The organism is Streptomyces sp. NRRL S-920, assembly GCF_000717945.1.
Taxonomy (GTDB): Bacteria; Actinomycetota; Actinomycetes; order Streptomycetales; family Streptomycetaceae; genus Streptomyces; species Streptomyces alboniger.
In genome coordinates, this window is record NZ_JODF01000015.1 from 47,721 (window position 1) to 59,546 (window position 11,826).

19 protein-coding genes are annotated in these 11,826 nt (G+C 71.3%); 12 read left to right on the forward strand and 7 right to left on the reverse strand.

Going from position 1 to position 11,826, the window contains the following annotated elements:
• The first annotated feature begins 15 nt into the window (after window positions 1-15).
• From IG54_RS0113275 to IG54_RS0113305, 7 genes are all read left to right on the forward strand, one after another.
• Complete coding sequence (locus IG54_RS0113275; protein ID WP_030781990.1) at window positions 16-255, forward strand: chaplin; 240 nt, start codon at window positions 16-18, stop codon at window positions 253-255.
• A 269-nt stretch (window positions 256-524) separates the two neighbouring features.
• Window positions 525-809 (forward strand): hypothetical protein, encoded by a 285-nt coding sequence (locus IG54_RS0113280; protein ID WP_420712248.1) that lies wholly within the window; start codon window positions 525-527, stop codon window positions 807-809.
• A gap of 225 nt (window positions 810-1,034) precedes the next feature.
• A complete protein-coding gene (locus IG54_RS0113285) occupies window positions 1,035-1,535 on the forward strand; it encodes a DUF5949 family protein (RefSeq protein ID WP_030781994.1) in 501 nt (166 codons plus the stop codon).
• On the forward strand, window positions 1,535-2,200 hold the full coding sequence (locus IG54_RS0113290; RefSeq protein WP_078594049.1) for a vitamin K epoxide reductase family protein: 666 nt from the start codon (window positions 1,535-1,537) through the stop codon (window positions 2,198-2,200). The genes IG54_RS0113285 and IG54_RS0113290 overlap by 1 nt, the downstream gene beginning before the upstream one ends.
• A gap of 117 nt (window positions 2,201-2,317) precedes the next feature.
• The gene (locus IG54_RS0113295) at window positions 2,318-2,824 is read left to right on the forward strand and encodes a hypothetical protein (RefSeq protein ID WP_030781997.1); all 507 of its coding nucleotides are present in this window, start codon (window positions 2,318-2,320) and stop codon (window positions 2,822-2,824) included.
• A gap of 107 nt (window positions 2,825-2,931) precedes the next feature.
• The gene (locus tag IG54_RS0113300; protein ID WP_037897064.1) at window positions 2,932-3,294 is read left to right on the forward strand and encodes a tyrosinase family oxidase copper chaperone; all 363 of its coding nucleotides are present in this window, start codon (window positions 2,932-2,934) and stop codon (window positions 3,292-3,294) included.
• 42 nt (window positions 3,295-3,336) lie between these two features.
• Window positions 3,337-4,209 carry a tyrosinase family protein gene (locus IG54_RS0113305; RefSeq protein WP_030782003.1) on the forward strand — a complete coding sequence of 291 codons (873 nt, stop codon included), beginning with the start codon at window positions 3,337-3,339 and terminating at the stop codon, window positions 4,207-4,209.
• A 106-nt stretch (window positions 4,210-4,315) separates the two neighbouring features.
• Here the strand turns inward: IG54_RS0113305 and IG54_RS0113310 are convergent, their stop codons facing one another.
• Entirely contained in the window at window positions 4,316-4,648 is a 333-nt protein-coding gene (locus IG54_RS0113310; protein ID WP_030782006.1) for a chaplin, read from the reverse strand.
• A 224-nt stretch (window positions 4,649-4,872) separates the two neighbouring features.
• On the opposite strand from IG54_RS0113310, the gene IG54_RS0113315 reads away from it, so the two are divergent.
• Window positions 4,873-5,151 carry a hypothetical protein gene (locus IG54_RS0113315; RefSeq protein ID WP_030782009.1) on the forward strand — a complete coding sequence of 93 codons (279 nt, stop codon included), beginning with the start codon at window positions 4,873-4,875 and terminating at the stop codon, window positions 5,149-5,151.
• Window positions 5,152-5,251: 100 nt separating this feature from the next.
• Here the strand turns inward: IG54_RS0113315 and IG54_RS42515 are convergent, their stop codons facing one another.
• Window positions 5,252-5,773: a M23 family metallopeptidase gene (locus IG54_RS42515; RefSeq protein WP_234336150.1), complete on the reverse strand. Its 522-nt coding sequence runs from the start codon at window positions 5,771-5,773 to the stop codon at window positions 5,252-5,254.
• Between the two features lie 52 nt (window positions 5,774-5,825).
• A complete protein-coding gene (locus tag IG54_RS0113325; RefSeq protein ID WP_030782011.1) occupies window positions 5,826-6,011 on the reverse strand; it encodes a hypothetical protein in 186 nt (61 codons plus the stop codon).
• Between the two features lie 129 nt (window positions 6,012-6,140).
• On the opposite strand from IG54_RS0113325, the gene IG54_RS0113330 reads away from it, so the two are divergent.
• The 3 genes from IG54_RS0113330 to IG54_RS0113340 all read left to right on the forward strand — a co-directional run bounded on the left by IG54_RS0113330 (window position 6,141) and on the right by IG54_RS0113340 (window position 9,003).
• Window positions 6,141-7,355, forward strand: a complete 1,215-nt coding sequence (locus IG54_RS0113330) for an FAD-dependent monooxygenase (RefSeq protein ID WP_030782013.1) — start codon at window positions 6,141-6,143, stop codon at window positions 7,353-7,355.
• Window positions 7,356-7,621: 266 nt separating this feature from the next.
• Window positions 7,622-8,545 (forward strand): DUF2382 domain-containing protein, encoded by a 924-nt coding sequence (locus IG54_RS0113335; RefSeq protein WP_051819491.1) that lies wholly within the window; start codon window positions 7,622-7,624, stop codon window positions 8,543-8,545.
• Between the two features lie 161 nt (window positions 8,546-8,706).
• Entirely contained in the window at window positions 8,707-9,003 is a 297-nt protein-coding gene (locus IG54_RS0113340) for a DUF6401 family natural product biosynthesis protein (protein ID WP_030782019.1), read from the forward strand.
• 4 nt (window positions 9,004-9,007) lie between these two features.
• Here IG54_RS0113340 and IG54_RS0113345 read toward each other — a convergent pair whose 3' ends face one another.
• Window positions 9,008-9,790, reverse strand: coding sequence for a mechanosensitive ion channel family protein (locus IG54_RS0113345; RefSeq protein ID WP_030782022.1), 783 nt, complete (start codon window positions 9,788-9,790; stop codon window positions 9,008-9,010).
• Between the two features lie 170 nt (window positions 9,791-9,960).
• Between IG54_RS0113345 and IG54_RS42000 the strand changes: the two genes are divergently transcribed.
• On the forward strand, window positions 9,961-10,167 hold the full coding sequence (locus IG54_RS42000) for a hypothetical protein (RefSeq protein ID WP_158708868.1): 207 nt from the start codon (window positions 9,961-9,963) through the stop codon (window positions 10,165-10,167).
• 41 nt (window positions 10,168-10,208) lie between these two features.
• Here IG54_RS42000 and IG54_RS0113350 read toward each other — a convergent pair whose 3' ends face one another.
• The 3 genes from IG54_RS0113350 to IG54_RS0113360 form a co-directional block, all read right to left on the reverse strand.
• Window positions 10,209-10,550, reverse strand: coding sequence for a hypothetical protein (locus IG54_RS0113350; protein ID WP_158708869.1), 342 nt, complete (start codon window positions 10,548-10,550; stop codon window positions 10,209-10,211).
• A gap of 76 nt (window positions 10,551-10,626) precedes the next feature.
• Window positions 10,627-11,163 carry a hypothetical protein gene (locus IG54_RS0113355; RefSeq protein WP_030782028.1) on the reverse strand — a complete coding sequence of 179 codons (537 nt, stop codon included), beginning with the start codon at window positions 11,161-11,163 and terminating at the stop codon, window positions 10,627-10,629.
• Window positions 11,164-11,246: 83 nt separating this feature from the next.
• Window positions 11,247-11,696, reverse strand: a complete 450-nt coding sequence (locus IG54_RS0113360) for a DoxX family membrane protein (RefSeq protein WP_030782031.1) — start codon at window positions 11,694-11,696, stop codon at window positions 11,247-11,249.
• Window positions 11,697-11,826: the final 130 nt, after the last annotated feature.

An 11,826-nucleotide genomic window follows, 5' to 3' on the forward strand; every position in this document is an offset into this window, starting at 1 on the left:
AAGGAGCAGCACTCCATGTCGCGTACCACCAAGGCTCTCGCCCTGTCCGCCGTTGCCGCCGCTGCCGTGGCCGGAAGCGCGGGTGTCGCTGCCGCCGACGCCGGCGCGCAGGGAGCCGCCACCAACTCCCCCGGTGTCATCTCCGGCAACGCCCTTCAGGTGCCGGTCCACATCCCCGTGAACGTCTGCGGCAACTCCATCAACGTCATCGGTCTGCTGAACCCGGCGTTCGGCAACACGTGCGTCAACGACTGACGCGTCGTCTGACCTGACGGCCGTCCCCGCGAAGGCGGGGGCGGCCGTCGCGCGTGTGGGGGTGCCGTTCGATGGCTCGGCACTGCCCGACAATAGGCCGGTTGATATGAGAATGAGATGCGTTCTTCATTCGAGTGGCTTGGGGGAAGTTTGAAAGCCAGGGGTTTCCGTACCGGCCTTGTCTCGTTAGTCCCGGTGAAGTGAGACGACAGGCACACGATGCCTGAACGGTGCTCCCACAGGCGACACGAGTTGCCAAAGAAAGGAACATGATGAAGGCCCTGAAGGCTGCCGCTGTCCTTGCCGGTTCGATCGCCATCGCCGGTTCCGCCGCGCCCGCGTTCGCCGGAGGCCTGACGCCCACCAGCCTGAACGGCGGACTTGAGTCCCTGGCCGGCCAGCCCCTGCTCGACACCAAGCCGGTGAGCACGAACATGCTCGACACCGAGAACGAGAACTCGGTCGTCAACACCGCCACGGAGGCCGTGGAGGACGTGAACGCCAGCGGCGGTCCGTCGAAGATGCTCGGCGGGCTCCCCCTCGCTCCCAAGTAACCCCCGCTGCCTTCCCCTTTCCGCTGCGGTGTATCGACCCGGGTGGAAAAGGGAACACACGACGACGCAAGGGCCGGCCCCCTCTCCCACGGGTCGGCCCTTTCGCGTACCCGCGCGTCATCGGATTTCGTCGAATGACCCCATCGTGTGATGGAGGCCCTGCGCTCGGCCAATTGGGTGACAGCTGAGGGAAATAAGAACCACGGCGTCTATACGGTTCCCCTCATGACCTCAACATCCAGCGAACAGCGCCCCTTCCAAGCAACTGACCTCGGAACCCTGGCTGTTCTTCCCTGGAGCGGCGAACACCCCGACGAGGAGGCGGACATGCCCTTCCTCCTCGCCTACTCCCTGGGCGACACGGAGGGCGGGCCCGAGGCCACGGCCGAGGCCATGCGCGTCCTGCTCCACGACGCGGGGCTGCCCGTCGGCGGACCCGTCGTCGACGGCGCGCGCCACCCGTCCCTGCCCGTCACTCTCCTCGTCGAGGTCGACCAGGCGGTCGTCACCATGCCGCACCTGCACGCGCAGTGCGTGGTGCCGCCGGAGTGGCTCGCCGCGGTCAAGCAGCGCGGCCACGCCTACTTCATGGTCACCACGCGCGCGTGGCCGGAGGCCAAGCCGGGCGAGCCCGTCGACGAGAAGCGCCTCAGCGAGTTCGCGGGCGACGAGGAGACCTTGCTCAACGCCGCCCACTGCCTGCTGCCCGCGCGAAGCCTGCGCTGATGAGCACGACCGGACTGCCGGCCCGGGTGCCGCGGCAGGCCCCCGGCGGGCCCGGGGCGGCGGGCGCGACACCCTCGGACGGCCCCCACCGGACCGAGGGGAGCCGGTCGTTCGGCCTGCTCCTCGTCGTCACCGGGGCGGCGGGCCTGCTGGCGGCCTGGGTCATCACGCTCGACAAGTTCAAGCTCCTCCAGGACCCGCACTTCACCCCGGGATGCAGCCTCAACCCTGTGGTGGCCTGCGGCAACATCATGAAGAGCGAGCAGGCGTCGGTGTTCGGCTTCCCCAACCCGATGCTCGGCCTCGCCGCCTACGCCGTCGTCATCGGCGCCGGGGCGGGCGTGCTGGCGGGGGCCCGCTTCCCACGCTGGTACTGGCTGACGTTCCACGCGGGCACGCTCTTCGGCGTCGCGTTCTGCACCTGGCTGCAATTCCAGTCCCTCTACCGCATCAATTCGCTCTGCCTGTGGTGCTGCCTGGCCTGGGCCGCCACCATTCTCATGTTCTGGCACGTGACGTCACACAACGTGCGCCGCGGATTTCTGCCCGCCCCCCGCGAAGTGCGCGCATTCCTGGGTGAGTTCACCTGGACTCTCCCCGCCCTGCACATCGGCGTCATCGGAATGCTCGTACTGACGCGCTGGTGGGACTTCTGGACCGGTTGAACCCGCGAAAGCCGTGGAGATTGGTTCAGTCGGGCGAAGTTTGCGCTGATGTCGCCCCAGGATCGTTGATTCGGTGACGGCCGAGCGGCCGTCACGGCGAAAGGACGAGACCCCGCAATGAAGAAGTCAACCAGAGGCGCCCTCGCGGCGGTCATCGCCTGCGCGGCGGCGGCCGGCGGTGCCGGGTCCGCCACGGCGGCCGACCAGGTCGAGGTACCCGTACCGCTGCAAGGCATCGAGTACTCCCTGGGGGTGCAGGCCCCCGAGATCGGCATCGGCCTCCCCGGACCCCTGCCCAGCGGCGCCCCGCAGGGCCCCGACTACGTCGAGGGCCAGCTGCTGCCCGACCACGTGGTGCCGCGCATCCCGGTCAACAACAGCCTGCCCTCCCTGCGGGCGTCGGCCCCGCTGGCCGATGTGCTCGGCGACGAGAGCGTCGAGTCCATCGACGCCGAGGTGAGCGCCTCCGACGTCACGGCCTCCACGCCGGGCGCCGGCCTCGGTCTTCCCCTGACCGCGCCGCGCGCCGACCTCTGGGGGCTGCCCACCCCCCAGCTGCCGAGCGCGGGGCTCCACTCACCGACGCTGAGCGCACAGCCGATGACCACCCTCGGTCTCAGCTGACCGTGGCGCCGCTGCCGAACCGTGTGGGCCCGGTCCCGAGCCGGGCCCACACCTCCCCGTGCCAGGAGCCCCCGGCCGACGGCCCGGCCCCGCGGCTCCTCGACCGCGTGACGCGACGCCACCTCCTCGGCGTCGCGGCCTCGTCGCTGCTCGCCGCCGGGGGCGTCTTCCGCGCCGTACAGACGCCTAACGGGGCGGGCCCGGCCACCCCGCCCGACGATCCGCCGTTCGACGAGATGTACCGCGGCCGCCGCATTCAGGGCGAGCCGGTCGCCCGGCAGGACGGGCACGCGCCGGGGGGCTGGAGCGTCACCGTCGACGGGCAGCCGCTCGGGATCATGCGCCGCGCGGACGGCGGCTACCTCAGCATGGTCGACCACTTCCAGTCGTACGCCACACCGCTCGCCGCCGCCCGGGCCGCCGTCGACGAACTCGGCCCCTCCCAGGCCCTGAGCGGACGCGGCCACTGAGAGGCGGTGCCGGGCGCCCACCGGATCGCAGAACGGACGGACATGGCCCACACGCGCAAGAACCAGAGCAGCCTCAGCCGAGCCGAGCGGCGCAGGTTCGTCGACGCGGTGCTGAAGCTCAAGCGCAGGGGTGAGTACGACGAATTCGTCCGGACGCACATCGACTACTACGTGTCGGACGGCGACGAAAGACTCCGGGTCGCCCACATGACCCCGTCGTTCTTCCCCTGGCACCGCCGCTTCCTGCTGGAGTTCGAACGGGCCCTCCAGCGGATCGACTCGGGGGTCACCGTCCCGTACTGGGACTGGACGAAGGACCGCAGCCCCGCCTCGTCGCTGTGGGGCGAGGACCTGATGGGCGGCAACGGGCGGGGGCCTGACCGGAAAGTCACGACCGGCCCGTTCGCCCACCGGAACGGCGGCTGGGTCATCAAGGAGAGCATCACCGAGGGGGAGTTCCTCACCCGCGACCTCGGCCGTCCGCGCGACCCGATCGGCCTGCCCACCCCGCGGGACGTGGCCTGGGCGCTCGACGACCCGCGCTACGACGTGGCGCCGTGGGACTCCCGTGCGCCACAGGGCTTCCGCAACAAGCTGGAGGGCTGGACGTCGGCCACCGGCAAGGAGCGGTGGCGCAACCACAACCGTGTCCACCGCTGGGTCGGCGGGCACATGCTGGGCGGCGCCTCGGTGAACGACCCCGTCTTCTGGCTGCACCACGCCTTCGTGGACCTGCTGTGGGACCGCTGGCAGCGCCGCCACCCCCGCTCGGCGCCCTACCTCCCCGCACGGCCCCCCGGCCCCGGCTCCTCCCAGTACCGGCGCATCGTCGCCCGCCACGAGCCGATGCCGCCGTGGGACGTCGAGCCGGACGCCCTGCTGGGGCACAAAGGGCTCTACACCTACGGCGGTTGACACCGCGGGCGGACAGCGGGCGGACAGCGGGCGGGCAGTGGGCGGGCAGTGGGCGGGCAGCACGAAGCCCCCGGTGGAACGCTCACCGGGGGCTTCGCGGGACGTGTCAGCCGCCGTAGCCGCCGTGGTGGCGACCGCCACCCTTGTGGTCGTCGCCGCCCTTGTGGTGCCCGCCGCCGTGGTGGTGGTGGTGCTTGTCGCTCTTGTTGACACACTGGTTGCCGAAGGTGGGGTTCAGCAGACCGATGATGTCGACGGTGTTGCCGCAGAGGTTCACGGGGACGTGGATCGGGACCTGGAGCAGGTTGCCCGAGAGCACGCCGGGGGAGCCGACGGCCTGGCCCTGCGCACCGGCGTCCGCCGAAGCCAGGCCGGCGCCCCCGAGCACGACAGCACCAGTGCCGACGGTGGCGGCGGCTGCCTTCGCGATGCGATACATCACGTTCTCCTTTGAGTCGGAAAGAGCGGCTGCTGCGCGCAGCCGCATTTTTCTAACGTCTGTTCTCCCGGGGAAGTAACGGCATAAACGCTTCGGCCGTCGATTCGGAAATCGCTATTCGGCGCGTCAAGCCGACGCGCCGAATACATGGTTTTCTGTTTTCTCCTGAGTGAGAGCGGCGGGAAAGCCGTGTCCTTGGCGCAGGTCCGGCCGTTTCTGAGGGCATGACATCAGCACGACGACTTATCGCCGCTGTCTCACTGGCCGCCGGAACCGCCGCCCTGGCCGCCCCGGCCGCCCACGCCGCCGCCCTGCCGGGGCCGGGCAACATCTCGGTGCAGGGCACGATCAACGACCTCCAGACGGCGGGCATCCCCGAGGAGCACCGCGCCGTGGTGCCCACGATCGACCAGCAGCTCGGCGGTCTGAGCGAACTCGGCAAGCTCCAGCAGCTCGTCGACCCGGTGGCCCCCCTGATGGGCCTCGTGCCGGCCGTCCAGTAGGGCCGGACAGGCCCTAGGGCCTGTCCGGCGGATCATGCCGCGGCCGCGGGGTCTGGCACTTCCCCAAGCTCTCGGCTTCGCTCGAGCAGGGGAGACCCCATCACTGCGGCTGGATGCGGGAGAGATGGGCGTAGACGGCATAGCGGCCGTCCCGCATCCGCACGGTCACCGCGTTGCCGTACGCCCCCGACCAGCGCGCGAGGACGACGACCCCCGCGCCCACCGCGTACACCGGCGTCCCGCTCGGCACCGCCAGGTCGATGCCCGTGTGGTGCCCGGCGAGCCAGTCGCCGCGGATTCCGTAGCGCGCGCTGACTCTGAAGCGTCTGCGCAGGGGGAGGGTGAAACGGCCGGGCGCCCGCTCGGGGGCGAGGCCCCGGATCTCGTCGGGGGCGAGATGGGCGTCCGCCTCGGCCAGGGCCGCTTCGAACTCGGCGTCGTACCCGCCCGTACAGACATCCGCGTCCGCCGGTCGCGCGAGGGCACGGGACGCGGTCAGCGGGGCCGTTCCGACGGCCAGGATTCCGGCGGCGACGCGCAGGGCGTGGCGCCGCGTGGGAGGCGCCTCGGGCGCCTTCTCTATGTCGTAGTCCATGCCCGCCAGCTCACTAGCGGCGGGCACGACACGCATCCTGTGGCCGCCGTGACTACTCCAGGCGGCTCAATCGGCCCGATCACATGAAGGACATGCCGCCGCCCACGACACAGGACCTGCCGTACTTCCAGTCGCACTCGACCTGGCCGACGACGGTCGCGGCAGGGCCGCTCGGGCCCGTGGGGGCCGCCGCGGAGGGGCTGAACACCAGCAGCGGGACCAGCACCGCCACCAGCGACAGAAGCAGTCTGAGGTGAACCGACACGTCCGTTCTCCTCGTGATCGTCGTATCCCGAGACCCTCCGATCCTGCCCAGATGTCACTCATGATCGCTATTCCGACACGGTGAGTGACCTGCGGGGGAGCGGGGCGGTCGGCGCTTACGTTGGTCGGCGTGAAGATCGATTGCGTCGGTGGGGGGCCCGCCTCCCTGTATCTGGCCATCCTCGCCAAACTTCAGGAACCGGCCCACGAGGTCACCGTCCACGAGCGGCACGCGGCCGGCACCAGCCACGGCTGGGGCGTGACGTACTGGCCCGATCTCCTGGAAGAGCTGCGCGCCCACGACCCCGTGTCCGCGCGCGCCGTCGCGGAGCGGTCCGTGCGCTGGCGCGGCGGCTTCGCCCACGTCGGCGACAGGACCGTGGCCCACGACGGCGACGTGGGCCACGCCATCGGACGCCACCGGCTGCGGACCGTCCTCGCCGACCGCGCCCGCGAGCTGGGCGTCAGGCTGGAGTTCGGCACCGAGATCGGCAGCCGGGCCGAGCTGCCCGACGCGGACCTCGTGGTCGCGGGCGACGGCGCGCACAGCAGGCTCCGCACGGAGAGCGCCGCCCACTTCGGTACGCGCGTGACCACCGGCGCCAACCGCTTCATCTGGCTCGGCACGACCCGGGTCTTCACCGCGTTCACGTTCGCCTTCGTGGAGACCGGGCACGGCTGGATCTGGTGCTACGCCTACGGGTACGGCCCCGATCGCAGCACCTGCGTGGTGGAGTGCTCCGAGGCCACCTGGAGCGGCCTCGGCCTCGACAGGCTCGACCACGCCGACGCCCTCCGCCAGCTGGAGAGGCTCTTCGCCGACATGCTCGACGGCCATGAACTCCTCGGCCGTACGGACATCGAGGGCCACGCGCAGTGGCAGGCCTTCCCGACCGTCACCAACGAGGCGTGGTCCCACGGCAACCTCGTCCTGATCGGCGACGCCGCGCACACCACGCACTACTCGATCGGGGCCGGCACCAGCCTCGCCCTGCGGGACGCCGCGTGTCTGGCGCGGGCGCTGGGTCCGGCGGGGCCCGCGCGGCTCCCGGACGCCCTCGCGGCCTACGAGCGCGAGCGCAAGCAGGCCCTGCTCTCCGTGCAGAGCGCGGCCCGGCACAGCGCCCAGTGGTACGAGAACCTGCCCCGGTACATCGGCCTTGAGCCGCGGCAGATGTTCGCGCTGCTCGGACAGCGCCATTCGCCGCTGCTGCCGTATGTGCCGCCGCAGCTCTACTACCACCTGGACCAGACCGTGGGCCGCCTGCCGTCCCTGCGCCGGCTCAAGCAGAGCCTCGGCCCCCGGCTGGCGCGCGTCCTCCAGAGCCGACGCCCCCGGGGCTGAGCCGAAGGGCGGGGCGGGGGCCGTGGAGGAGGTGGGTGCAGTGTCCACGCGTTCACCCGAATGGCCCCATCGGCGCGGTGGCGGATGTGAGCGGTCCGAGCGGCGCCCGCCCCGGGATGGCGAGGCCTCGCGGGCCGTTGTCCGCACGCTGCGTGACACTCCGCCTTGCGCGGCGGGCCTGCGCGGCGCGCGATGGAGCATGAGGCGTGCGTCGTCCGTGGCGGATTGGGTTCTGCCCGTCGCACGCTCCAAGGGAGTGATCACCCATGACGCAGGGCGAGGCCTTCACCAACCCCGATGCGCTCAAGGGCCTGACAGCCTACGACCGGACCGGCGAGAAGATCGGCAGCATCGAACGGGTCTACCTCGACGACCGCAGCGGACGCCCCGAGTGGGTGACCGTGAAGACCGGCCTCTTCGGCATGAAGGAGAGCTTCGTGCCGCTGGCGGGGGCCCGGCTGCGGGGCGAGGACCTGCACGTCACGGCCACCAAGGAGGCCGTGAAGGAGGCCCCGCGGGTGGATGCCGACCAGCACCTCGACCCTGGCCAGGAGCATGAGCTGTACGCCCACTACGGCCTGTCCCGGCCGGGTGCCGCGACGGGCATCGGCAACGCGGCCACCGGAACCGGTACGGGCACGGCCGGCCTCGCGGGCGCGGGTGCCGGTGCGGGCCAGGGGCGTCACGCGGGTGACCGCGAGTACGCCATGCGGGCCGGCCTGGGCGAGGAGTCCAAGGAGCGGGACATGGTGCGCTCCGAGGAGCGGCTGCGGGTCGGCACCGAGGAGGAGGAGACCGGACGCGCCCGGCTGCGCAAGACGGTCGTGAACGAGGAGGTCAGGACGTCCGTCCCGCTCTCCCACGAGGAGGTGCGCGTCGTACGCGAGCCGATCCGTGAGGGCGACCGGGTGCGCGGCGACATCGGCGAGGCCGAGACGGAGGTGACCCTGCACTCCGAGCGGGCCGTCGTGAGCAAGGAGACCGTGCCGGTCGAACGCGTACACCTGGAGACGGAGCGGGTCACCGAGACCCAGGAGATCTCCGACACCGTGCGCAAGGAGCAGATCGAGTTCGACGACACCGGGGACGCCAAGAGCCGGCGCCGCGGCGTGAAGGGCGAGCGCGGCGTGGGCGAACGCGGCGCGAAGGGCGAGGACTGGCGTGACCGGAAGCAGGGCCCGCGCCACTGACGCGTCGGCTCCGCGGATCCACGGAGAGCGAGGGAAGCACTCACCGGAGTGCTTCCCTCGCTCTATGACGACCTCGTCGCTCTGTGACCACGCTCGGTCTGTGACCAAGGGCATGGCAAAAGCCCCTCCGCGGGGCGGTCCGCCTGTCTTAGCTTGGAGGAATGTCCCCGCTCGCCCGCATCACCGCGTCCTACACCCCGCGGTTCGCGGAATTCGCCTTCGAGGCCGCTTTCACCGCGGCCGTGGACCAGCATGTGGCCCATCTGCGGGACCGGTTGGCGGCGGGCAGCCCCGGGCTCGTACCGCGGGCCCCGGACCCGGACGCGCTGACCGACTACGCCCTCGGCTTCCTCGACGCGCTGGCCGAGTCGGACTGGCGCGAGCCGGTCGGGCACGACTACGCGGTGTGCCGCCTCACCGCCATTTCCTGGCTGGTGAGACGGCACGATCTGCTCTGAGGGATCAGAAGGGGTCGGTGGGTTCCCGTTCCTGGACCGGCTGGTTGGCCAGCGCGTCCTCGCGTCCCGCCTGGTAGGCGCTGACGCCGGTGCGGGCCTTGGCCGTCTCCTGCTCGGCCGTGTGCAGCCAGCGCTCCCAGCGCTCCCGCATCGGCCCGATGAGACCGCCGCCCACGCCGACGATCAGGATTCCGGCGACCGAGGCGAGCACCGCGTACAGGACGGGCTGGGTGACGGTGGTGGCGATGCCGGCCTGGCCGAGCGCGGCGATCACGCCGAGCGCGACGATGCACGCCCAGACCATCGTGCCGACCGTCTTGCCGTACGAGAGCGCGGCGAGGGCGTTGGTGACGATGTCACGGACCATGTTCGCCACGGCCATGGCCACCACGATCAGGACCACCGCGACGATGCCGCGCGGCAGCCAGGCGACGATGCCGTCGATCATGGTGCTGACCGGGTTCGGGCCGAAGACGCCGAAGCCGAGCTGGAGGGTGATCAGGAGCAGGGCGGCGTAGACCACCTTGCAGATGATCGCCGTCATGTCGTACTTCGACCCGGCGAGCACCCGGGAGGCCCCGGCGCGATCCGCCAGCTTCTCCGACCCGATCTTTCTCAGCACCCGGTCGAGAACCCGGGTGATCAGCTTCGAGACCATCCAGCCGATCGCCAGGACGACCAGGAACCCGACGAGTTTGGGTACGAACTGGGCGACCTTCGACCAGGCGTCGTTGAGCCCTTGGGTGAAATTCACGGAAAGGGTTATGCCCTCGGACAACTGGGACATGAGTGGTCCTCCACTCGCTGTGGCCCGCGCGCACGGTGGCGGCGGGCGTCTGACTCCCCACGAGCGGGGCTCTTGCAGCGGCGCCCGCTCCTGCGTCCGTGTCTATCACCGGGCCGGATCAGCGGCTTCCTGGGCCGAACCGAACGGATGACGCCGTCGTTGGGCAGGGCATGAGCGACGTACGAAGAAACGTTCTTCCGACTCGGCCGGGCGATGCGGCCGCCGCTCCTGAAGACGGGACCCCCGGCTCGTCCACCCCCATCTACGACGCGCTCGTACGGCAGTGGCGTGCCCAGTGCCGGGAGGTGCCGCGCCCGCCGACGGCGGGCGGGGACTGGGTGCGGGCCGATCCGCAGGATCTGTTCCGGCGCGGCTGACCGGTCGGCCCCGCGCGCGTGAGTAGGCCGGGCGGCCGGCGTCAGCCGAGGGTGACGGCCAGGACCCCTGACACCACCGCGGCGGTCGCGGCGGACAGCAGCATGACCCGGCCGAGCCCTCGCCATCGTCCGTTCCACAGCCGCCGTACGGCGAGGGAATCGTTTCTCCTCGCTGCCCGTACGTGCGCGGACAGCTCGGCGAGCCCACCGCCGAGGCCGCTGTCGCCAAGCCCCCCGCCGCCGAGGCCGTCCGCCTGCCGCAACCGCGCGCACCATTCGCAGTAGTCGAGGCCCGCGTCGGGGTCCACCGGCCAGGGTGTCGCGCCGGTCGCAGCGGGAAGTAGGGGCGCCGGGTCGCGAGGGTCGTCGTCAAAAGCCGCCATGCCGGACCCAACGAGTCACAGCGGGACCTCGGAACGTCCGGGTCAGTTTTCCGTACGGCTTTTCACCCGCGTGCGGTCACAGGTGCAGCATGGCCATCACCTCGGGGCTGCGTACGCCGGTCGCCACGCTCGGGACGGGCTCGCCGGGGCGGATCCATCCCGCGTCCTCGGCCGCTTTGACGGCCGCGCTCTCCGCTGCCGCGGCTTCGCCGTTCAGACCCTCGTCGGCTCCCAGGCGCCCGGCTCCCGCCACGGCCGCCGCGGCCTGTGAGGCTGCGCGGGCCGCCCGGCTCGCGCGCGCGGAGAACTCGGCCCCGCCGTCGATGAGTTCGGCCATCCGCGCGGCCTGCGCGGCGGCCGCCGCCGCGTTGCGGGCGCAGCGCGAGTCCGCGGCCGGGTCGGGCGCGCTCTCGGAGAGTACGGCGAGGGCCTGGGCCGCCACGCGCGCCGCGTGGGCGGCTTTCCACACGGCGTCGGCGTGCTCCGCGCCCCGCCGCTCGGCATAGCGGCACAGGGCCGCCGCGCGGGCTGCCGCGCTCTCGGCGCGGGCGGCGTGGTTCGCCCTGAGGGCCGCCGCCGTCGGCTCCCGCTCTTTGTCGTCGTGTTCGTTCACCGGCACCTCCGGGTCCGTGCGGCAAGGAGAAGGGGAAGAGGCGGGAGAGGCGGGAGAGGGGGCAGTCGGTCGGCCTTCTGCGGTCAGAGGAAGATCCCCAGAGCCGCGTCCAGTGACCACGTCTGCCAGCTCATCGCGAAGAGGGCGACGAGGGAGATCAGCGCCATCATGAGGTTCTGTCCCTGCTCGGCCCAGTCGTGGATCATCAGGACGAGGTAGATCAGGTTGAGCGCCAGGCCCGCGACGAGGGCGACCGGCGTGAGGAGGCCGACGATCAGGCCGAGGCCGAGGGCGAGTTCCGCGTAAGCGACGACGTAGGCCATGACCCGCGGCCGCGGCTTGACCACGACGTCGAAGCCGCTGCGCACGACGGCCCACCGGTGTTTCTCGGCGATGCCCGCCGCCCAGCCGATGCCGCCCCCCTTGAACCACTCCTTCTTGTCCTTGTGGCGCCAGCTCTCGAGCCACCACAGGCCGAGTCCGATCCGGAGCACGGCCAGCCACTCGGCGCCGCCGAGCCACATCGTCTGCATCGAGAGCCCTCCGTCGCATTGACCTGACGGTCTGTCAGTTCAGCTGATGTGCCCGGGGTTCGCAAGGGGTGGGGTGAGTTTCGGGAGGGGTGGTTGCCGTCGTCGGGGCGAGCCCATAACCTCCACCTGA

Excerpts from the sequence above, each read along its gene's own strand:
- IG54_RS0113305 (WP_030782003.1), top strand. The coding sequence starts at position 3,337 with ATGGCCCACACGCGCAAGAACCAGAGCAGCCTCAGCCGAGCCGAGCGG.
- IG54_RS0113335 (WP_051819491.1), top strand. The coding sequence starts at position 7,622 with ATGACGCAGGGCGAGGCCTTCACCAACCCCGATGCGCTCAAGGGCCTG.
- IG54_RS0113295 (WP_030781997.1), top strand. The coding sequence starts at position 2,318 with ATGAAGAAGTCAACCAGAGGCGCCCTCGCGGCGGTCATCGCCTGCGCG.
- IG54_RS0113360 (WP_030782031.1), bottom strand. The coding sequence starts at position 11,696 with ATGCAGACGATGTGGCTCGGCGGCGCCGAGTGGCTGGCCGTGCTCCGG.
- IG54_RS0113315 (WP_030782009.1), top strand. The coding sequence starts at position 4,873 with ATGACATCAGCACGACGACTTATCGCCGCTGTCTCACTGGCCGCCGGA.
- IG54_RS0113350 (WP_158708869.1), bottom strand. The coding sequence starts at position 10,550 with ATGGCGGCTTTTGACGACGACCCTCGCGACCCGGCGCCCCTACTTCCC.
- IG54_RS0113285 (WP_030781994.1), top strand. The coding sequence starts at position 1,035 with ATGACCTCAACATCCAGCGAACAGCGCCCCTTCCAAGCAACTGACCTC.
- IG54_RS0113340 (WP_030782019.1), top strand. The coding sequence starts at position 8,707 with ATGTCCCCGCTCGCCCGCATCACCGCGTCCTACACCCCGCGGTTCGCG.
- IG54_RS0113345 (WP_030782022.1), bottom strand. The coding sequence starts at position 9,790 with ATGTCCCAGTTGTCCGAGGGCATAACCCTTTCCGTGAATTTCACCCAA.
- IG54_RS0113275 (WP_030781990.1), top strand. The coding sequence starts at position 16 with ATGTCGCGTACCACCAAGGCTCTCGCCCTGTCCGCCGTTGCCGCCGCT.
- IG54_RS42000 (WP_158708868.1), top strand. The coding sequence starts at position 9,961 with ATGAGCGACGTACGAAGAAACGTTCTTCCGACTCGGCCGGGCGATGCG.
- IG54_RS0113280 (WP_420712248.1), top strand. The coding sequence starts at position 525 with ATGATGAAGGCCCTGAAGGCTGCCGCTGTCCTTGCCGGTTCGATCGCC.
- IG54_RS0113290 (WP_078594049.1), top strand. The coding sequence starts at position 1,535 with ATGAGCACGACCGGACTGCCGGCCCGGGTGCCGCGGCAGGCCCCCGGC.
- IG54_RS0113310 (WP_030782006.1), bottom strand. The coding sequence starts at position 4,648 with ATGTATCGCATCGCGAAGGCAGCCGCCGCCACCGTCGGCACTGGTGCT.